The following is a 21,870-nucleotide window of genomic DNA, read 5'->3' on the forward strand; positions in this document are numbered from 1 at the left end:
TCAAACAAGATTTGAAGATCTGATCATGACATTGAGATTTAGTTCAAAAAAATCCCCGCTAATTTCTTAGCAGGGATTTGTGTATAAGAGACAGCTATAAGCGCCTTCTAGTTAGTTAAAACTTACTTGTAGTTTTCATAAATTTTATCAAGCGGCTCTGAAAGCCCACTTTCTTGCACTATACGCACATGCTTACGAGCCAACTCACGTGCACTTGTTACACCGCATGAGTGAGCAATTAAACCGGCTCCATAATGAATGTATTTATTATAGTTAGCAACGCGCTGCGCCTTATCAGCTACATTAAGGCCTTTTTGTAAATTTTTGTTATGCGTGGTAATACCTGTAGGACAAGTATCTTTATTACATTGCATTGCCTGAATACAGCCCAGTGCAAACATATGACCACGAGCCGATACAACAAAATCAGCACCGAGCGCTAATGCCCATGCAACCTTTGATGGAACGATTAATTTACCCGAAGCAATAATTTTTACGCGCTCTCTAAGGCCGTGCTTTTCAAGCATATTAACTACAAGCGGCAAGCTTTCGCGAAGTGGTAACCCCACCGAATCCATAAGCGGCTGCGGCGCAGCCCCCGTACCACCATCAGCACTATCAATTGTTATAAAATCAGGTGCCGACTCAATGCCACGATGATTAATTTCTGCAAATAACGTTTCTAACCACGTGTAATCACCAATAACGGCTTTAAAGCCTGTTGGTTTTCCTGTGGCATTACGTACAGTGGCTATCATATCGAGAATATCGGCTGGGTTTTTAATTTCAGGGTGTCCATTTGGGCTAATCGAATCTTGCCCTTCTGGAATACCTCTAATTTTAGCTATTTCGGCGTTAACTTTACGCCCTGGGAGCATTCCACCCTTGCCAGGTTTAGCACCTTGGCTCATTTTTAGTTCGAACATTTTGACTTGCTCATGAGCTGCTATTTCTTTAAGTTTTTCGGTACTTAAGTTTCCATGCTCGTCTCGGGCACCATATTTAGCTGTTCCAATTTGAAATACCAGATCAGCGCCACCTTCAAGGTGGTAAGGGCTTAAGCCCCCTTCACCTGTGTTCATCCAGCAACCCGCTAATTTAGCACCTTTTGATAAAGCGCGCACAGCAGGCTTTGAAAGCGCACCAAAGCTCATGCCCGACACATTAAATAACGAATTAGTGGTGTAAGGTGTTTTACAATACGGACCTAAAGTAACATTACTCGGGTCAAGTGCCTCTTCATCTAAAGTAGGAAAAGCACAGTTCATAAACATAACCGTACCCGTCACTTCTAAGCTTTGTGTTGAACCAAATGCAGCGGTGCGATCGACATCTTTTGCTGCGCGGTAAACCCAACTGCGCTCAGCGCGGTTAAATGGCATTTCTTCTCGATCGAGGGCAAAAAAGTATTGTCTGAAAAATTCACCTTGGCGTTCAAAAAAATATCGAAAGCGGCCAATTACTGGGTAGTTACGCCTAATAGCATGTTTTGTTTGTGTTATATCGCGAAAGTAAAAAATAATAACAGTAAGCACAATTAACCCAAGTGCGATAATAAAAATACTCGCAAATACGTCAATACTAAACATAATGAAATTGCTCATCTAAGGCCCCTTGATGGCTATATTATTAAATAATACCTAATGCGTAGTATGTGAATATTTTGACGATAGGAGTCGCTAAAATAAACTACATTACTAGGTCTGTGGTATAAAAAAGGTGTTGCGGTCAAAATGACACAACACCTTTGTTTGTTCAAGGTTTATAAGCCTACAAAGCTAATTTTGCAGCTTAGTTAACTCATTTTTTATATATAAACGTACCTGTGTTTCTAATACTGACAAGGGCACTGAACCATGGCGAAGAATCTGATGATGAAATTCGCGAATATCAAAATTTGGTCCAAGCGCTTGCTCTGCTTCAACACGTAAACGTTTAATAGTTAACTCACCAATTTTGTATGACAGTGCCTGAGCTGGCCAAGATATATAACGGTCAGTTTCTGTTTTAACATTATGCAGCGAAAGCGCGGTGTTCTCGCTCATAAAGTTCATAGCTCGCTCGCGGCTCCAGCCATACATGTGCATCCCTGTATCAACAACCAAACGTGCTGCTCGCCACATTTCATAAGTTAAGCGACCAAAACGGCTATATGGGTCTTGATAAAAGCCTGCCTCTAAACCTAAATATTCAGAGTAAAGCCCCCAACCTTCGCCAAATGCCGAAAGGTAAGCATCACGACGATAGCTCGGCAAATTTTCAAGCTCTGCATTAAGTGATATTTGTAAATGATGACCTGGCACTGCTTCGTGCAACGTTAATGCTTCTAAAACATACAAAGGGCGCTTATCTAAAGCGTAAGTATTTACCCAGTAGTATCCAGCTTCATCATCTCGATTAGAGCCAGAATACCGACCTGTTGTGTATTTAGGGGCAATACTTGCGGGCACCGGTGCCACGCCATAAGGTTTGCGCGGTAAGGTATGAAATAACTTAGGCAGCTGTGCATCCATTTTTTTAGCAATGTAAGATGCTTCTTTCAAAAGTTGCTCAGGTGTTGTTGCGTAAAACTGTGGGTCAGTACGTAAAAAGTGAATAAACTCAGCAAATGAGCCTTTAAAACCAACTTCTTTTATTACAGCTTCCATTTCACCTCGAATGCGAGCAACTTCTTTTAAGCCTAGCTCGTGGATCTCTTTAGGTGTCATGACGGTAGTGGTGTAATGCTTAGCACGGTTTTTATAAAAAGCTTTGCCATTAGGGGTTTCTGAAATACCAATACTTGTGCGGGCGCCCGGTTGGTATTGCTCAGTAAAAAACGTTAAGTAGCTTTTATATGCTGGTATTACTTTATTTTTTAAAACAACTTTAGCTCGCTGTTGAAGTGCATAAAAGTCACTCTCACTTAAACTGGCAGTGTTAGCTAAAAACGGTTTATAAAATTCTGATTGAGTTACATCATCAACAATATAAGTACTTATGGAGTCTTCGTATCCTTCTAAAACTGCTTTTGGTTGGGTGAGACCTGTTTCGAGCCCTTTTTTCATCCAATATATATTTTGCTCAAAAAAGCGGGGGATTTGTGCTAAACGTGCAAGGTGTGTCTCTAAATCTTGCTCTTTTTTATATTGAGAACTGTTAACGATGTACGACAGACCGGAGTGAAAACCATACTCAGATGTAAGCGGCATGTAATGCGCATTAAACACATATTCGTCTACGCTATTTTGTACCTGAGCACGAATAATACTTAAGTTAATTTGATTTTCGTCACTAAGCTTAGTTGCATCTACGCCATCTAAGTCTGCTAATAATTGAGTATTACTTTTGTACTGTTTTGCTAAAAATTCTGGCGATAAATTGGCAAGTAAATAGCCATCAACCCCTTTTGAAGTGCTATAAGGGTTTATACTTTCTCTATATTGAACAATAGATTGTGCCACTTGAGTAAACTGCTCATTCGCATTGGGTGTGGTTATTTGACATGCACTTAACGAACATAAAGCAGTTATGCCAAGAAGCGTTTGGCGAAGCGTTTTTGGTAAAAAAAGATTCATTATTATTTAACTTGATGATGCAATAGATTGCATAAAACTATCGTAGGCTAAAGAAATAGCAAGTAAATGAGACAAACTAGCATATTGAAATAATGCTACATACGTTAACAGAAGTAAAAACCAGCCGAATTGATGAGAAAAACAGCGATTGGGCTGCTAAAGTAAAATTTAAGTTCCCTAACTATCGTTTTTGCTTTTAAATAGCGCGGATAATGATTACTGTATAAAAAAATAATAAAAAGCTCGGACGCATAACCGCCTCATGGAATGAGATATTTTAAAATTTGCACTTATGCGTACTTAGTTGGTATTTAAAATGATGTTCCATGATTCCATGGCTATTGCACAAGAGAAGATGACTAAAGTGTGTGTGTTTTTAGAGCGCTATGCACTTTCTCCTACGCCGCTCAATTATCAAGTTGTTTATACCTATACTAGCCAAACTAACCTTGAGCTGAACAAAGCCTTAGACCGCGCTATTGCGGTTGAAGATAATATAGACAGTGTTTTAATTGAACAGCTCCATGCTGAATTTTTAAATACCGGTCACACAGCGCAAGTCAGCATGATTCAAAATGTTGATGGTGTTATAAGTTCACTTTCTCAAAATTCTCAAGCTACTGAAAAACAGATAATTCGCTTTGCGGGTCAGGTGAGCGAATGCGTACATTCACTAGATGAGAACAACATAGAACAAAGCCGTCAAGCGCTTGAAGTACTTCATAATCAAACCGCCGAATTACTAAATCAACACAAGCAATTTAAGCAAGAACTAAGTAAAGCCAAACAACTACACGAAAAAACAAAAAAGCAGCTAAATCAACTTCGTAAACAACATATTATTGATAGCCAAACAGGGCTTTATAAACGCCATTATTTAACGCAACAAACTCAAGTATGGACTAATCAAAAAAAGTCTATTTGCGCCATTGCGATTCAAATAGATAACCTTGATCACTTTACTGAAAATTACGGTGATATAATTGGTGAAGTTATTTTGAATAAAGTAGCTAAACAAGTGCAAAAATATGTTTTTCAAAGTGGCTTGNCTCGCCGATATAGACCCAGAAACAGCCAATGTTATTGCTGAAAAAGTCCGAAATGGAGTCGAAAAGCTTCGCTTTGTTAGTTCAAAAACAGGGATTAAGTTACCTAGTATTGGCTTATCTCTAGGAATTGCTCAACATCTACAAGAAGATGATTTTAACCAGTTAGCTAAAAAAGCGTCTCATGCGGCTTTTAAAGCGCGGTCATTAGGGCAAAGTAGCTACACTGCAGGGCAATAAATTACCTGATAAATCATATTCAAATTGCACCTACTGCGTACAATAAAGTACACTAACCTCTATTGTCACGATAGAGATTAGTCATGAACGAAACCGAACAAAAGACCACGCATTTTGGTTATAAAACAGTAGCCGAGGGCGACAAAGCTTCTATGGTTGCTGATGTATTTCACTCAGTAGCTGCAAAATACGATGTAATGAATGATTTAATGTCTTTTGGTGTGCATCGTTTATGGAAACGTCAAACTATTGCAAGCTCAGGTGTTCGTAAAGGCCATCATGTACTCGATTTAGCCGGCGGCACTGGCGACTTAACGGCAAAATTTAGCCAACTAGTTGGCGAGACCGGTCAAGTTGTTTTGGGCGATATAAATTCATCTATGCTTAAGGTTGGTCGTGAAAAACTACACAATCTTGGCTTAGTAGGCAATATTGACTACGTACAAATGAATGCAGAAATGCTGCCATTTCCAGATAATAGCTTTGATGTGATCACTATTGCCTTTGGTTTACGTAACGTTACCGATAAAGACAAAGCATTACGCTCTATGTACCGTATTTTAAAGCCCGGTGGCAGATTACTTGTTTTAGAGTTTTCAAAACCAGAGCATGACGTACTTAGTAAAGCTTACGATTTTTACTCATTTAATTTATTGCCAACAATGGGTAAGCTAGTTGCTAACGACAGTGAATCGTACAAGTATTTAGCTGAGTCTATTCGTATGCATCCAGATCAAGATACATTAAAAGCGATGATGGAAGATGCGGGCTTTGAACAAACAACATACCAAAACCTCACAGGCGGAATTGTTGCACTGCATCGTGGTTTTAAATATTAAGGCTAGCAGTTATGGCGCTTGAAAAAATAACAAAAAACAATAATGGTGCAATGTCATCTGAGTTTTTTATGTTACCTAATTTTGTACTTTCGCTTATTGAGCGTGTACTAAATCAAGCGCTTAGCCTTGACCCACAATTATCTCAAAAGCTAAACGCCGTTAAACATAAGCGCTTAGTAGTTGAAATAAGAGATTGGCAACAAAGCATCCAACTCGTTTATAGTGCTGATCAATTACACTTATACAGCGCTCAAAGCAATGAAAATGCAGGTTGTATGATCAGCGCAGATATAGAGACACTTTTAGCGCTCAAAAACCCTGCAATGCTTACCCAATTAATTCGCCAAGATAAGCTCGACTTACAAGGCGATTTAAATATTGCGCAAACTTATAGCAATGCATTTTCAGGTATTGATATTGATTGGCCTGAACAACTTTCTAAATACATTGGCGATGCCCCCGCTCAGCAGTTATACCTGCACTTAAAAGAACTAAAACAAAAGAGCAGCAAAACCAATACTAAAATAAGTACCATGCTTACAAGTTTATGCCAAGATGAGCTCGCAATTACTATTCATCCATTAGAACTTGAGCAATTTAAACAAAAAAATAGAGAACTCAAAGGACAAGTCGCTGCCGTTGAGCAACGCATTAACGCCCTCTTAAATTCTTTTTTACCTTCAAACACCCGCTAAGGATTTTTTGTGTCGACTGCACGTTTGTATAACATCACCAAAACGTTACTTAGCTATGGACTAGACGAGCTAATTCCAAAGCATAAAGTGCCTTGGTTTGGTAAAATAGCCCGTGGTAGTTTATTTTGGCTGCGTAATCAGCACAAAGAAAAACCTGCGGGGCTACGTTTACGTTTAGCATTGCAAGAGCTGGGTCCTGTTTGGATCAAATTTGGTCAAATGCTCTCGACTCGTCGTGATTTACTCCCTCATGATATCGCTTTAGAGCTTGCTTTTTTACAAGATCAAGTTCAACCATTTGAAGGCGAGCTTGCACAAAAAATAATAGAAAAAGCACTCGAAATTAACGATATAAGTGAATTATTTAGTGAGTTTTCACAAACTCCACTGGCCTCTGCGTCTATAGCGCAAGTACATACAGCAAAACTTATTGATGAGCAGAGTATTGAGCAAGATGTCGTAATTAAGGTTATTAGACCCAATATTTATGAGCAAATTAATGCCGATTTAGCGTTAATGGAAAAGCTCGCAAAGGTACTTGCAAAAGTACATAACGAATCAAAACGCCTGCGCCCGGTTGAAGTAGTTAAAGAATATAAAAAAACACTCCTAGACGAGCTCGACTTAATGCGAGAAGGTGCCAACGGCATTCAACTAAAACGCAATTTTGAAGGCTCTGATTCATTATACATCCCTGCAGTTTACAGTGATTACAGCCGTAGCAATGTGCTGGTGATGGAGCGTATTTACGGCATACCCGTCTCTGATACCGATGCACTTATGGCGCAAAACACTAATATGAAATTACTTGCTGAGCGTGGCGTAGAAGTATTTTTTACGCAGGTGTTTAGAGACAGTTTTTTTCATGCCGACATGCATCCGGGTAATATTTTCGTCTCTCGAGAGCACCCTGAAAACCCAATGTATATCGGTATTGATTGCGGTATTGTTGGTACGTTAAGCAAAGAAGATAAACGCTATTTAGCTGAAAACTTTATCGCCTTTTTTAATCGTGATTATCGCCAAGTTGCACAACTACACGTTGATTCTGGTTGGGTACCACCAGATACTAGCATTGAAGAATTTGAATTTGCGATTCGCACAGTTTGCGAGCCTATATTTAATAAACCTTTGGCTGAAATTTCATTTGGGCACGTACTCGTAAATCTATTTAATACTGCACGTCGTTTTAACATGCAGGTACAGCCGCAATTAGTATTACTACAAAAAACTTTATTATACGTTGAAGGATTAGGGCGTCAGCTATACCCACAACTCGACTTATGGAAAACAGCTAAGCCCTTTTTAGAAGACTGGGTAAAGCAACAAGTTGGACCGCTATCAGTACTGAAGCAAATGTATGCTAACTTGCCATTTTGGGCTGAAAAAATGCCTGAGTTACCGGATCTAATTTATCAAAATTTAAAGCGTGCACCACACATTCAACCTCAAGAACAAAAGGTATCTCATAAACCTTTAATATTGAGTTTATTTGGTAGTGCTACAATGATTATGGCAACACTTTGTTATTTACAGCACGATTTAATAGCTGCAAGTCTTGCAATAAGCTTATCGGCTATTAGCTTTATAGCGGCATGGCGCAGCGCATAAACTGGGTGCTATTTGCGCTAGTGAGCGTATAATTAGTATTTAAAATAAACATTTAACCGTTTTATATATTGGAGAAAACCATGGGTTTTGGTGGTATTAGTATTTGGCAATTATTAATTGTTTTAGCGATCATAGTTTTACTTTTTGGCACAAAAAAACTACGCGGTATGGGTGGCGATATTGGGGGCGCTGTAAAGGGCTTCAAAAAAGCAATGTCGGATGATCAAATGAGCGAGAAAGAGAAATCCGAGCAAATTCAACAATCAGAAAAAAACACTGCTAACAACTCAACCGATACTGAAAAAAACAAAGATAACAATAAGGTTTAATTAGTATGGGCATGTGGGAACTTGTTGTTATTTTTATTGTTGGTTTAGTGGTGCTCGGCCCTGAGCGCTTACCTGTTGCGATTAGAACAGTGAGTAAATGGGTTAAAACCGCTAAATCACTTGCCAACTCAGTAAAAGCCGAAGTAAGTGAAGAGCTTCGCATCCATGAGCTGCACGAAAACCTTAAAAAAGCAGAACAGCAAGAATTGAAAGATTTAAGCCCTGAGTTACAAAGCTCACTAACAGAGCTACAAAAAGCGGCTGAATCAGTTACTCACAGCTACAAGAAACAACAATCTGATACATCAAATAACCAACAACTTGATGAGAAAAAGTGAAATTTATTTCTCACTTTGTGGTCAACTTACTACATGGTATAAAAAATAATGGCTGAGGAAGTAAAATCAGGGTTTGTAGCTCATTTAATTGAGTTGCGTGATCGGCTAATAAAAGCACTATTGAGCATTTTATTATTTTTTATCGCGCTGTTTTATTTTAAAGATGATATTTACGAACTTATAGCTGCACCATTAGTAGTTCATTTACCTAATGGCGCGACCATGATAGCTATAAATGTGAGTGACCCTTTTATAGTCCCTATGATGCTTACTTTTTTTGTTGCGGCTTTATTATCTACTCCATGGATACTTCATCAAATTTGGGGGTTTATAGCTCCTGGCTTGTACCAGAATGAAAAGAAAATGCTAATACCTATACTAATCTCAAGCGTTGTCTTGTTTTATGGGGGTATCGCTTTTTGCTACTTTGCAGTACTACCAATTATATTAGGTTTTTTTACAAGTACAGGTCCCGAAATGATGACTCTAGCACCCGATATCGCTAGCTATCTAGGATTTGTATTAAAATTGTTTTTTGCATTTGGCGTCGCTTTCGAAATTCCTGTGGCTATTATGTTGCTATGCTGGAGTGGCGCAACAACAACAAAAAGCTTAAAAGAAAAGCGCCCTTATATCGTCGTGGGTGTTTTTGTAGTCGCGATGTTTTTAACACCGCCTGATGTATTATCACAAACATTGCTAGCATTTCCGATGCTTCTTCTGTTTGAACTAGGTCTAATTTTAGCAAAGTTTTATACCGCTAAACCACAAAAAGAATCTGAGGAATAAAATGAAAAAACAACTACTCTCACTATTGGTTTTATTAAGCGCACCGACTTTTGCTGCGCAAACAGAGTTTAATACTCAAGCGTTACAGGCATGTAGCTTTATTGAAAACGATTTTAACCGCTTACTTTGTTACGACAATACAATCGCGGGTAAGTCACTAGTTAAGCCATCAGTAACAAAAACACTTACCCCGCCTAAAGAATCTTCTAATGTACCCGTTGCGGCTATAGCGCCAGCAACAACTACTGAAGATTTTGGCTTAGAACATAAAGAAATCACAAAAGATAAAAACGAAAACATCACTGCGCTTGTTTTATCAGTTGACGAGGCACCGTATGGCGAGCTCATTATCAGCCTTGACAACAACCAAGAGTGGCGTCAAATTGGCTCAGACAGCCTTAAATTAAAAGAGTCTGATACAGTTACCATTAGCCGAGGTGTATTTAACTCATTTTTGCTGCATAAAGAAGGGCAAAACCGCTCTATTCGCGTTAAACGTACTAAGTAATGTCATATACGTTAATTGATGCTGGAGTTAACTTAACTAATCATCAATTTGATGAGCAGCATCACGATGTAATTACCCGTGCCAATGAAGCGGGTGTTACAAATATGCTTATTATTGGTTGTGATATTGCAAGCAGTCAGCAATCACTTGATCTTGCAACAAAGCATCTTCAATATTCTACGGCGGGNTATTCACCCGCATGATGCAAAATCAGCCACTAATGAACTAGAAGCACAACTAACTATACTTGCAAATAATAAGCATGTTATTGCTATTGGTGAGTGCGGTCTTGATTATAACCGCGACTTTTCGCCTCGCGATGTACAGCGCAGTGTTTTTAGGCGCCAATTAGCACTTGCTGAAAAATTAGATTTACCTGTTTACTTGCATGAGCGTGATGCAAGTGACGACATGTTAAGTATATTAAAAGAGTTTAATATTCGCGGTGTACTCCACTGCTTTACGGGTAACTCAGCAGCTCTAAAGCAATATTTAGATTTAGGTCTATATATTGGTATAACGGGTTGGGTATGTGATGAAAGGCGTGGAAAAGATTTACAACTGCTAGTGCCTAGCATTCCTCTAGATCGATTATTAATAGAAACTGATGCACCATTTTTAATTCCACGAACAGTTAAGCCAAAACCTAAATCACGTAAAAATGAACCTGCCCTGCTTCCTTATATCTGTCAAACGGTTGCACAACTTTATAAAATAGATGAAGAAGTTGTGGCCCGTAAAACTACAGAAAACTTTCACCGTGTTTTTGGTTTAGAAGATCGTTAATGGCCTATGCAAAGGCACTTTTAAGCCTATTAGTATTCCTTTTCACTTTTTGCTCTTTCGCAAACCCAGTAATAATAAAACACGATTTTAACTCTCAAAACATTAATAACCTGTATTACTCTTTTGAACCAACGTCGCTATTAAGCGCACAACAAAGTAGCCATATACAGTGGCAAAAAAACACAGGAAAACCCCTTAATTTAGGACTAGAGCAGCGTCCTGTATGGATAAAATTTAAAATAAAAAACACACTTAGTTATAATACTGAGCAAATATTGTCACTAAACAATCCTTTGCTAAACCACGTTCAAGTATATCAATTACATAACTCGCAATTACTTTCTTATACTCAAATTGGTGATGCCTACCCCTTATATAAGCGCAAAATTAAAAGTGAGTCTTTATTAGTTAAACTGCTCAGCCCTGCAAATAGCGAAACGCTTATTATAATGAAAGTGGCGAATAGTTCAGGCTTGCGAGTCCCTTTAACACTGTGGCAACCAGAAGCTTATTTGGCACACAAAGGAAAACTCAATTTACTCTATGGCTTATTGATTGGTTTTATATTTTCTTTGGGTGTGAGTTGCATAGTTTTATATGGTTTTTCACGTAAAGGTTATTTTGTTTATGCTGGGGTTATATCTCTCACATTAGGTAGTGTATTAGCCTACCTTTGTGGTTTTGGCTTAAGGTACGTTCATCCTAATTTGCCTGCATTACAGCAAGTTATGATCCCTATATTACTTATGCTTATCACTTTAATGTTTTTGCCTTTGCAGAAGCAAGTTTGCCATCCCAGGCCCTCTCTTCTGCTAACTATTCAAAAAGTTGTAGTTAACGCTTTAGCCATTTCGTTATTATTTATTTGGCTACTTCCAAACAACATAGTTACATTATTTTGTTTAATCACTACTCCAATCGTTTTAGGCTTTTATATTGTAACTACGTTTATGTGCGTGCGTTTAACGCCTTCTAAACCAAACAAAGCACTATTACTTGTATTGGTTTTTTTCTTGGTGGTAATGCTTTATTTTACTGTTGCAGTAATGGGCCTATACGCCTTTGACAGAAGTACGCTCGCATTTGTATTTGCATGCTTTTTTGGTTACACTTTTTGCTTATGCTACAGCGTAATGAAGTTATTTATTTTACAACGCGATGAAGAAGTGATTGCCCAACAGACCTTGATTGCTGAAAACACAGCACAAGATACACTACTTAAAGAGCGCTTAAAATTACAAGAAAAAACTCGCCAAGAACTTGAATCCCAGGTGGACGAACGCACCTTTGAATTACAAGTAACGCTTAGAGAGCTTGAAGAAAAAAACCGCTCACTTGAGTTACTAAATACTGAAGACGCATTGACTGGAATAAAAAACAGACGCTTTTTTGATAAAAAACTGGTAATGGAGCTTCGTCGCTCTCATCGAGAACAAACGCCGCTTAGCATTGTTATGCTTGATATAGATCGATTTAAAAATATCAACGACACGTACGGCCATATCATTGGCGATCAAGTTATTAAAGCAGTTTCTGACCTTATAAAAGACCATTTAAAACGACCACTCGATGAAGTTGCCCGTTATGGCGGTGAAGAATTTGTTGTGCTATTACCTAATACCCCTAGTGAAGGCGCACAAGACATAGCTGAAAAAATACGAGCTGATATCTCAGTAAGTACTGTAACGGTTGCCAATAATGATATTCAATTTACTATTAGCGCTGGTGTATACACCAGTATTGCTGATGATGTTAGCAACCCTCAAATTTTTACTGAGTGCGCCGACAAAGCACTTTATTACGCAAAGCAGCATGGCCGTAATCAAGTAATCACTTTTCCATTACCACAGTAGGAGCATATTAATATGGCCCAATCAGGATTAGACCTTTTCCCATATACTCGCATGCGCAGAATGCGCCGCAGCGACTTTTCTCGCCGCTTAATGGCTGAAAACCAGCTTAGCGTAAATGATTTAATTTACCCTGTATTTGTACTTGATGGTAAAAATCGCCGCGAGGTAATTGAATCAATGCCTGGTATTGAGCGCCTATCAATTGATTTACTGCTTGTTGAAGCAAAAGAACTCGTTGAACTTGGCGTACCTGCCGTTGCTATTTTTCCAGTAACACCTGCGGATAAAAAATCATTATTTGCCGAAGAAGCATATAACGATGATGGCTTAGCACAACGTACCGTAAGAGCGTTAAAAGAAGCTTTTCCTGAGTTGGGTGTGATTACTGATGTAGCACTTGACCCTTTCACTACGCATGGCCAAGACGGTATTATTGATGATTCAGGTTATGTTATTAATGATGTCACTACTGAAATTTTAGTTAAACAAGCACTTTCCCATGCAGAAGCTGGTGCTGATGTTGTTGCCCCTTCTGATATGATGGATGGTCGTATTGGCGCTATTCGCGAAGCACTTGAAGCTGATGGGTTTATTCATACTCGAATTATGGCCTACTCAGCTAAATACGCATCTAGCTACTATGGCCCATTTAGAGATGCTGTAGGCTCTGCTGGTAACTTAAAAGGTGCTGATAAAAAAACTTACCAAATGGATCCAGCAAACTCTGATGAAGCAATACGTGAAGTCGCATTAGACTTACAAGAAGGCGCCGATATGGTTATGGTAAAGCCCGGTATGCCTTATTTAGATATTGTACGGCGTGTTAAAGACGAATTTGGTGTACCTACTTTCGCATATCAGGTAAGTGGCGAGTATGCAATGCACAAAGCAGCAATTGATAACGGTTGGTTAAGTGAAGAAGCTACAATAATGGAATCTTTACTTGCATTTAAGCGTGCAGGAGCCGATGGAATATTAACCTACTTTGCTAAGCAAGCCGCAAAATATCTAGCTAAAAAGTAATTTTTTATTAAAAGGCGGTTAAACCGCCTTTCATTTACATTCGTTTACATTTTTGTATTATTTCCGTCATATTTATTCTCTAAACTGGTGTCCCATTTTGGGATTAATACACGGGAATAATAAAAAATGTTTAAAACAAAAATAACACCACTCGCACTTGTTATAGCAAGTCTCAGTGCACCAGCATCCGCTGATCTAATCATTTCAGAATATATAGAGGGAAGCAGTAATAATAAAGCAATCGAGCTTTATAATAATGCTGATACGGAGCTTTCTCTTGAAGGTTATACTTTAGGACTCTATTCAAATGGTAGCAGTTCGATTGGCAACTCGATTGATTTAACAGGAACATTGGCCGCCAATACCACCTACATTATTTCAAACTCCAGTGCAGCAGCTGCAATACTTGATATTGCAGATGAAACCAGCACAGTAACCTACTATAACGGTGATGATGCCCTTGTTTTAACTAAAGACGGTGTAATTGTTGATAGTTTTGGTCAAGTTGGTGTTGATCCGGGTTCAGAGTGGTCTGAAGGGGGTGTAACTACGGTTAACAAAACGCTGCGAAGAAAGGATAGCATTACCACAGGCCGAACTGACTCGACAGCCATTTTTGATCCTAGCGAAGAATGGGAACAGTTTGATATTGACACCTTTGATGGATTAGGTTCACACACAGGAAACGGCGGTACCGCTCCTGTGCCAGACCCTGAACCAGAGCCACTTGAACCACTAGTTTGTGGTGCAGAAAAAACACTAATAAATGCTATTCAAGGTGACGGCTCTGCTAGCCCACTTGTAGGTACATTAGTAGAACTTGAAGGTGTTGTAAGCGCCGATTTTCAAGGTGATGAACAATTAAAAGGCTTTTTTGTTAACTCACTGGCTGCTGATATAGATGCAAATCCACTTACCTCTGAAGGTGTATTTGTATATTTTGCAGATACTGACGTGAATGTAGGCGACCATGTGCGTGTACAAGGTACTGTTGAAGAATATTTTGATGCAACACAAATTGGCAGTGTTAGCCAAGTTGCAGTGTGTGGCACTGGTTTAGCTGCAGCAGCTACAAAAATCACTTTACCTTTAGCTAATACAACTGATTTAGAAGCTTTTGAAGGTATGTTAGTCACATTAGAGCAACCATTAGTAGTGACTAATAACTTTGGTCTTGGTCGATATGGTGAAGTTGAATTAGCAACAGAGCGCTTGTACCAAGGTACCCAGGTTGCGTTACCTGGCGATGCTGCTAATGCAGTTGAAACTGAAAATCTACTTAAAAAGATTTTAATAGATGATGGCTCTACAGTACAAAACTTAGACCCTACAGCTTATCCAACTCCAGGCTTATCGGCAGAAAATACATTACGAACTGGCGATACTGTTAATACTGTTACAGGAGCACTTGCTTATAGCTTTAGCCTTTACAGAATTCATCCAACTTTAGCGCCTTCGTTTATTGCAACAAATGCACGTGAAGATGCGCCTGAACTTAATGCTGAAGCAGATTTACGTGTAGCTAGCTTTAACGTACTTAATTACTTCAATGGTGATGGCCAAGGCGGAGGGTTCCCTACATCTCGAGGTGCAGATACTGAAGCTGAATTTATTCGTCAAGAAGCTAAAATTGTAAGTGCCATTAGCGCTATTGAAGCCGATGTTGTTGGTTTAATGGAAATTGAGAATGATGGCTTTGGCGAATTTAGTGCAATTGCTAGCTTAGTAGATGCATTAAATGATGCAGATAGTGCTAACAACTATGCATTTGTTGATTTTAACGTAGATCAAATTGGTACCGATGCAATTACTACCGCACTTATCTATCGTGCTAACAAAGTAGAAGAAGTAGGCACTGCAGCCATTACAACTGAGGCTCCATTTGATTTTAGTAACCGTGCTCCAATTGCACAAAGCTTTAAATCAATAGAAACTGATGAAGTATTTACTGTTGCTGTGTCACATCTTAAATCTAAAAGTTGTGGTAGTGCTTCTGGAAATAATGCAGATTTAGGTGATGGCCAAGGCTGTTGGAATGAAATACGCACGCAAGGTGCTAATGCATTCGCAGATTGGCTTGATAGCAAACCAACCGGTGTTGATGACGAAGATACTATTTTAGTCGGCGATATGAATGCTTACGCAATGGAAGATCCAATACGTGCATTTGCTGATAAAGGCTACAAAAATGTAGTTGCTGAAATTGATGGTGATACACTTGGTTATTCTTATAGCTTTTCTGGTCGTGCAGGAAGTTTAGACCATGCAGTAGCTACACAATCATTACTTAGCAAAGTTGTCGCTGCAACAGATTGGCATATCAACGCAGATGAACCTATTTCACTTGATTACAATGTAGAGTTTAAAAGCGAAGGTCAACAATCTAGCTTGTACTCTGAAAGTGCATACCGCGCATCAGACCATGACCCTGTGATCATTGATATTAAATCTGAAATTACTTTAACCCCTGAAGAGCAAACACCTGTAATTGCAGCCGATCAAGTTTTTGCAATCGATGAAAACAGCGCAATTGGCACAATTATCGGCACGCTCGATTTTAGTGATCCAAATGCCGATGAATCACCTGTTGTTAAATTTATTACATCTGATAATGACAGCGTTTCTATTAACAATGAGGGGCAGTTAATTGTTGCTGGAGAGATTGATTACGAATTCGAAAATCGTATTACTTTAACAGTACAAGCTCAAGATAGTGCTGGTAACTTATCAAACATTGAAAAGGTAGCCGTTAAGGTAAATAACTTACGCTCAGATGATGATAATGATGCAGGTTCATTATTATGGTTATCACTTCTTTTAGCACCACTATCAATAGTGCGTCGATTTAAAAAGAAATAATTAAGTAAAATCTAAACATATAAAAAGCCGCTTTTGCGGCTTTTTTATTTTATACAAATGTAATTCAGACAAGCTTCATTAAACTCCCCGTAATATGTTCATACGATTAGTGAGTCTTCTAGTAATTAATCAGTAACAACTACATAAGATTGAGTGAATTTTACACAACAAAAACCTCAATGAGTTACGTATATTGGTTTTCCTATTGAAAAATATGAACTTTTATAAGGGTTCACATTTTGCTTTAAGTAAATTAGAAGATACTTACAAAACAAAATCAATATTTACCCTAAACGTAAAAATAAGTCGTGTTTTTATAAAGGAATGAGAATGAAACAACTAACCCAAAACTTGCCTAAATGGCAAAAAAAGTCAGCACCACTACTGGGTCTACTTATTATTTTTTCGACTTGGGGCAATAGCAACCAAGCGATTGCTGCAACTGTTGATGTAGCAATTCCACAAAGTAGCTTATTTGATGTAATTAGCGCTCGCGCTAAAAAGTTAGCAAGCGAAGAATATGTGGCACCTAAAAACATCGAGCTTGAAGCACTAAATAATATTGATTATCAAGACTACCGCTCAATTCGATTTAAAAAAGACAAAGCGGTGTGGAAAGATGAAGGCCTGTACGAGCTGCAATTATTCCACCCTGGTTTTTTATATAAAACACCCGTAACAATAAATACTGTTGATAGCGACTCTAAACGTAGCCGCTTACCTTTCAGCACCGACTTTTACCAATACGATGGCACTGCTGCACCACTACAAGAAGAAATAGCTAAAAGTGTGGCGGGCACTCAACTAGGCCATGCTGGATTTCGTGTGCATTACCCATTAAATACTAACGAGTATAAAGACGAAGTAATGGTATTTCAGGGAGCATCGTATTTTAGAGTCGTTGGCCCTCAACAAGTTTATGGCTTATCAGCAAGAGGCCTTGCCATTGATACTGCTGAAAATTCGGGTGAAGAATTTCCAATGTTCAAAGAGTTTTGGTTAGTTAAACCAAAGCCAGAGCAAACACAAATCACCATTTTTGCATTGTTGGATAGTCCATCTATTTCTGGTGCGTACAAATTTAGCGTCGACCCTACAACTAATATGCTAGTTGATGTTGATATGCAGGTTTTTGCGCGTAAAGATATTAAAAAACTAGGTGTAGCACCATTAACGAGTATGTTTTATCACGGCGAAAACAGCACCAAATTTTTTGATGACTATCGCCCTGAAGTTCATGACTCGGATGGCCTATTAACTCAATCTGCTGATGACAAGTGGGTATGGCGTCCTCTTAACAACCCATCACAACTCAGCGTTACTTCATTTTCGTACAATAACCCAAAAGGTTTTGGGTTAGCTCAACGAGACCGAGACTTTAATAACTATTTAGACACAGAAGCACATTACCACGACCGCCCTAGCCTATGGATTGAACCACAAGGTGAGTGGAGAAATGGTCGTGTAGAGCTTGTAGAAATACCGACTGATACAGAAACTAACGACAATATCGTAAGTTACTGGGTACCAGAAAAACCAATGAAGGCCGGAGATTCATTAAAATTAAGCTACAAAATGACGACCTTTAATTCAGTTTTAACTCAGCACGAGAAAGCACGTGTACTACGTACAAGAATTGGTAGCGCCGCTTTACCTGGTGAGGACAACCCACCACCAAAAAGCCACCGCCAATTTACTGTTGATTTTACTGGATCAGAAATAAATCAACTGTCTAAACAGTTAAAACTAGATGCCGACATTCAACTTACAACAGGCGAAGTAACCGACGTGAATGTACAAAAACTTCCGGATTCACGTGGATGGCGTGTAGCCTTTAAAATTGCACCACAGGACGATCAACCCGTTGATATGCGTTTATCGTTAAAACTACGTGACAAAGAAATTAGCGAGGTATGGAGCTATGTTTGGTACCCAAATGACATCAAGTAATAAAGGTAGGGGCACTCCAATGCCATTCAAAACACTAAGAGTATGGCTATTTGCCATTGCGGCACTTGGCACATCTGGCTACGGCATATCTATTATGTTTGAGATTTTAAGCTCAAATGGTATGACATTACTTGAGTATGCTCTTTTAGTATTATTCTCAATCACATTTGCTTGGATTGTAACGGCTTTTTGTAGTGGCACAATCGGCTTTGTACTACAGTTGTTTCGAATTGACCCGCTTACGTTAAAACGCATTAAACCAATTGAGTTCAATAACGAGGCAATTAACGCTCAGAAAACCGCCGTTGTAATGCCTATTTATAACGAAGATACCCACCGTGTTATCGCGGGCTTTGAAGTAAGTCTACAATCGTTAAAAGAAACTGGTCAGCTTGATAATTTTGATTTTTATTTATTAAGCGATACACAAGACCCTCAAATAGTTAAAAACGAGCTAAGTGCATGGCATGCATTGTGCGAACGTTTAGGGGATACAGCAAAGCATGTTTTTTATCGTCGTCGCGAAGATAACAAACACCGCAAAGTAGGTAACCTAACCGACTTTTGTGAGCGCTGGGGAAGTAATTACGACCATATGATTGTGCTTGATGCAGATAGCGTAATGACCGGTAAATGTATGTTAGAACTTACTACAAGCATGCTAAACAACCCACAAGCAGGCCTGATCCAAACGATTCCAATACCTGTTCGTCAAGATACCTTTTTTGGTCGTTTTTTACAGTTTGCGTCAGTGCTATATAGCCCAATGCTCGCTACTGGCTCAGCATTTTGGCAAACAGATAAAGCCAATTACTGGGGTCATAATGCAATCATTAGAGTTGAAGCATTTATAACGTGCTGTGGCTTGCCAACACTCAAAGGTAACGCACCTTTTGGCGGTGAGATTTTAAGTCATGACTTTGTAGAAGCATCACTACTTCATAGTGCAGGTTGGGATGTACTATTACTATCAGACATTGAAGGCAGCTACGAAGAAGTACCAAGTAATATTCTAGATTATGCTGTACGCGATAGACGCTGGGTACAAGGTAATATTCAGCACTTAGGTTTACTATCGTCATCTAAATTAAAATTAATGAGTAAGCTGCACTTTCTATTAGGTGCAACCGCTTATATTTCATCACTAATTTGGCTCTCAATGCTAGCGCTAAGTACTATTGATGCAGTAACGCGCGCATTAAATAGTGATGTGTACTTTAACCGTGTTTATCAATTATTTCCTACATGGCAAATAGCTAAAACCGATCTTATTGATTCACTCTTGTATTTAACTATTGTTATTTTATTAATGCCTAAATTAATGGGCGTAATAGTCACCCTAATACATAGAAACAAACGCTTTGGTGGTTCAATTAAGCTCATACTAGGTTCAATCATTGAAACCGTATTTGCTATTATTGTTGCGCCATTAATGATGGTATTTCATGCTTACTTTGTGCTTTGCGTATTTTTAGGTAAAAAAGTGAAGTGGGATGCACAACCGCGCGAAGGTCGTATGGTTCCGTGGAAAGAAGCGTTTGGTTATACGTTATTCTCTACTATTGTGGCTATAGCATGGGGCAGCACAGCCTACTACTTCACACCTGTATTCTTTTGGTGGCTATCACCTATATTATTAGGCTTAGTATTAGGTGCTCCAATTATCCGTTATACCAGTAGTATCAAACTCGGCGTACAGCTAAGAAAGTTAGGTATATTTATTTGCCCTAGTGAAGTTGATAACGACTCAACTCTAGAGGCGCTTAAAGTACATCTAAAAGAGATTTCCGTGCCAGAGGAAGGAACTTACCCACAAACAATTCCGGCACTGCCACAAGAGCATATGGTATCAATGCCTATACAATCTTTTAAAAAGCCACGCAGGCTAAAGATGAAAGCGCTAAAAGCTAAGGCTATAAAAAAGTTTAATTAGCGCGTTATAAAATAAAAACAAAAAAGGAGCAATTAATTGCTCCTTTTTCTATCTAAATTGTAAGCGTCTAGCGAACCACACCTAGCATCGATGTTCTGATTATCTAAAAATACCTGCTCAATGATAAATTCGGAGCAGGTGATGAAAACTTACAGAACAAGCGCACAGTGGCAGCAGCTTTTGCTGCAACGCAGTACGTTTAGTGGTACTAATATTGAATTCTGCCAACACCATAATGTCGCTATTACGACTTATTATAAACAACGTGCTTTACTGGCAAAAGACCAGCCTAATTCCACCTTGCCAGTGCACACGCAGTGCCTTACATCATCACGTTTTGTCCAGGTAAAACAAACTACTGAAGTCTGCGCGCAAACTCGTCAAAATACGCTGCAGTTTGATACGCTAACCGGCCAACTCACGTTTCCTATCGATTTAGCGACGGCCGATATCGTTGCCATTATTAAAGGGCTAACGGTATGAGGATGTTCGTTGATGTACCCACCGTCTATTTATGTGCCGATGCCGTTGATTTTCGAAAATCAATTAATGGTCTGGCGGCGTTGGTGGAAGCAGAGCTTGAACTACCCGTGCTCAGTGGTGCGCTATTTGTGTTTTGTAATAAAGGCCGTGACAAACTCAAACTGCTTTACTGGGATAACACCGGTTTTGCACTGTGGTATAAGCGATTAGATAAGCATAAGTTCAAATGGCCCAAACTCATGTCACCCACCATGACCTTAAGCGAGCAGCAATTACACTGGTTATTATCGGGTTATGATGTGATTGGACACAGTAAAATTGATGTCGCAGGTAAGAAAATGCTTTAATATTTGCGATCGATTGATGATCATCAAAGTGAGTTCAGTTAGCACTGCAAAGCCTTTGATGATGCCTTAAAATAGGCGTCATGAAAAATGAACTCGCCCTTAAACAGCGCATTGCTGAACTTGAAAAACTGTTAGCGCAGAAGGATGCCCAGATTGCGGCATTGGAAGAGCGCTGGAGCTTGGCCCAACAAAAACAATTCGGCAAAAGTGCTGAAGGCTTTGCCGGGCAAGGCGAGTTATTCAATGAAGTGGAAGAAATTGTTGAGGAAGTTGAGGCAGAGCAACAATCCATTAGCTATACCCGTAAAAAGCCGGTGCGTAAGGCACTGCCAAAAGACTTACCTCGTGAGCAGGTTATTCACGACATCATCGACAAAACCTGTGATTGCTGTGGCGGTGAGCTACATAAAATGGGTGAAGATAAGTCAGAAAAGCTTGAGTTCATACCCGCTAAAATCAAAGTGATTGAGCATATTAGGCCTAAATACGCCTGCCGTCACTGTGATAAATCCTCAACTCAGACACAGATTAAACAAGCCTCAATGCCTGCCATGCCCATCAACAAAGGCATTGCAACCAGCAGTTTGCTCAGTCAGCTTATCACCAGTAAATACCAATACGGGTTACCGCTGTATCGCCAGGAAGCGATGTTTAAGCAATACGGTATTGAACTCAGTCGACAGA

17 protein-coding genes and 2 pseudogenes are annotated in these 21,870 nt (G+C 39.1%); 17 read left to right on the plus strand and 2 right to left on the minus strand.

The annotated features are described in order from the left end of the window. Positions 1-122: 122 nt before the first annotated feature. Together L655_RS0105865 and L655_RS0105870 are read right to left on the minus strand one after the other, a co-directional pair. Positions 123-1,604, minus strand: a complete 1,482-nt coding sequence (locus L655_RS0105865) for an FMN-binding glutamate synthase family protein (RefSeq protein ID WP_024604414.1) — start codon at positions 1,602-1,604, stop codon at positions 123-125. 174 nt (positions 1,605-1,778) lie between these two features. Continuing rightward, on the minus strand, positions 1,779-3,557 hold the full coding sequence (locus L655_RS0105870) for a DUF885 domain-containing protein (RefSeq protein WP_024604415.1): 1,779 nt from the start codon (positions 3,555-3,557) through the stop codon (positions 1,779-1,781). Between the two features lie 334 nt (positions 3,558-3,891). Here L655_RS0105870 and L655_RS01000000125180 point away from each other — a divergent pair. The 17 genes and pseudogenes from L655_RS01000000125180 to L655_RS0105960 form a co-directional block, all read left to right on the plus strand. Further along, a pseudogene (locus tag L655_RS01000000125180) lies at positions 3,892-4,843 on the plus strand (GGDEF domain-containing protein). A gap of 83 nt (positions 4,844-4,926) precedes the next feature. Then, positions 4,927-5,682 (plus strand): bifunctional demethylmenaquinone methyltransferase/2-methoxy-6-polyprenyl-1,4-benzoquinol methylase UbiE, encoded by a 756-nt coding sequence (ubiE, locus tag L655_RS0105885; RefSeq protein ID WP_024597074.1) that lies wholly within the window; start codon positions 4,927-4,929, stop codon positions 5,680-5,682. Between the two features lie 11 nt (positions 5,683-5,693). After that, positions 5,694-6,377, plus strand: coding sequence for an SCP2 sterol-binding domain-containing protein (locus L655_RS0105890; RefSeq protein WP_024604416.1), 684 nt, complete (start codon positions 5,694-5,696; stop codon positions 6,375-6,377). A gap of 9 nt (positions 6,378-6,386) precedes the next feature. Continuing rightward, positions 6,387-7,988, plus strand: coding sequence for a ubiquinone biosynthesis regulatory protein kinase UbiB (gene ubiB / locus L655_RS0105895; RefSeq protein ID WP_024597076.1), 1,602 nt, complete (start codon positions 6,387-6,389; stop codon positions 7,986-7,988). Between the two features lie 80 nt (positions 7,989-8,068). After that, positions 8,069-8,317 (plus strand): Sec-independent protein translocase subunit TatA, encoded by a 249-nt coding sequence (gene tatA, locus L655_RS0105900; RefSeq protein WP_024604417.1) that lies wholly within the window; start codon positions 8,069-8,071, stop codon positions 8,315-8,317. 5 nt (positions 8,318-8,322) lie between these two features. Beyond that, the gene (gene tatB / locus L655_RS0105905) at positions 8,323-8,655 is read left to right on the plus strand and encodes a Sec-independent protein translocase protein TatB (RefSeq protein WP_024597077.1); all 333 of its coding nucleotides are present in this window, start codon (positions 8,323-8,325) and stop codon (positions 8,653-8,655) included. 48 nt (positions 8,656-8,703) lie between these two features. Further along, entirely contained in the window at positions 8,704-9,444 is a 741-nt protein-coding gene (gene tatC, locus L655_RS0105910; protein WP_024604418.1) for a twin-arginine translocase subunit TatC, read from the plus strand. Between the two features lies 1 nt (position 9,445). Next, entirely contained in the window at positions 9,446-9,952 is a 507-nt protein-coding gene (locus L655_RS0105915; RefSeq protein WP_024604419.1) for a hypothetical protein, read from the plus strand. Beyond that, positions 9,952-10,738 (plus strand): annotated as a pseudogene (locus L655_RS01000000125185) (TatD family hydrolase). The gene L655_RS0105915 and the pseudogene L655_RS01000000125185 overlap by 1 nt, the downstream one beginning before the upstream one ends. After that, complete coding sequence (locus L655_RS0105925) at positions 10,738-12,591, plus strand: diguanylate cyclase (RefSeq protein WP_024604420.1); 1,854 nt, start codon at positions 10,738-10,740, stop codon at positions 12,589-12,591. The pseudogene L655_RS01000000125185 and the gene L655_RS0105925 overlap by 1 nt, the downstream one beginning before the upstream one ends. Positions 12,592-12,603: 12 nt before the next feature. Further along, positions 12,604-13,614, plus strand: a complete 1,011-nt coding sequence (gene hemB / locus L655_RS0105930; protein ID WP_024597079.1) for a porphobilinogen synthase — start codon at positions 12,604-12,606, stop codon at positions 13,612-13,614. 126 nt (positions 13,615-13,740) lie between these two features. Further along, positions 13,741-16,473, plus strand: coding sequence for an ExeM/NucH family extracellular endonuclease (locus L655_RS0105935; protein WP_024604421.1), 2,733 nt, complete (start codon positions 13,741-13,743; stop codon positions 16,471-16,473). Between the two features lie 330 nt (positions 16,474-16,803). Further along, a complete protein-coding gene (locus L655_RS0105940; protein ID WP_024604422.1) occupies positions 16,804-18,423 on the plus strand; it encodes a glucan biosynthesis protein G in 1,620 nt (539 codons plus the stop codon). Further along, complete coding sequence (mdoH, locus tag L655_RS0105945) at positions 18,395-20,356, plus strand: glucans biosynthesis glucosyltransferase MdoH (protein ID WP_024597082.1); 1,962 nt, start codon at positions 18,395-18,397, stop codon at positions 20,354-20,356. The genes L655_RS0105940 and mdoH overlap by 29 nt, the downstream gene beginning before the upstream one ends. 141 nt (positions 20,357-20,497) lie before the next feature. Further along, the gene (locus L655_RS0105950) at positions 20,498-20,839 is read left to right on the plus strand and encodes a hypothetical protein (RefSeq protein WP_024591408.1); all 342 of its coding nucleotides are present in this window, start codon (positions 20,498-20,500) and stop codon (positions 20,837-20,839) included. Positions 20,840-20,841: 2 nt separating this feature from the next. Beyond that, positions 20,842-21,186: an IS66 family insertion sequence element accessory protein TnpB gene (gene tnpB, locus L655_RS0105955; protein WP_158001052.1), complete on the plus strand. Its 345-nt coding sequence runs from the start codon at positions 20,842-20,844 to the stop codon at positions 21,184-21,186. A gap of 80 nt (positions 21,187-21,266) precedes the next feature. Then, positions 21,267-21,870, plus strand: a 604-nt coding sequence (locus L655_RS0105960) for an IS66 family transposase zinc-finger binding domain-containing protein (protein ID WP_024604010.1), incomplete at its 3' end; no start/stop codon positions are given.

It is taken from the genome of Pseudoalteromonas sp. TAE79, from assembly GCF_000498015.1.
Lineage (GTDB): Bacteria > Pseudomonadota > Gammaproteobacteria > Enterobacterales > Alteromonadaceae > Pseudoalteromonas.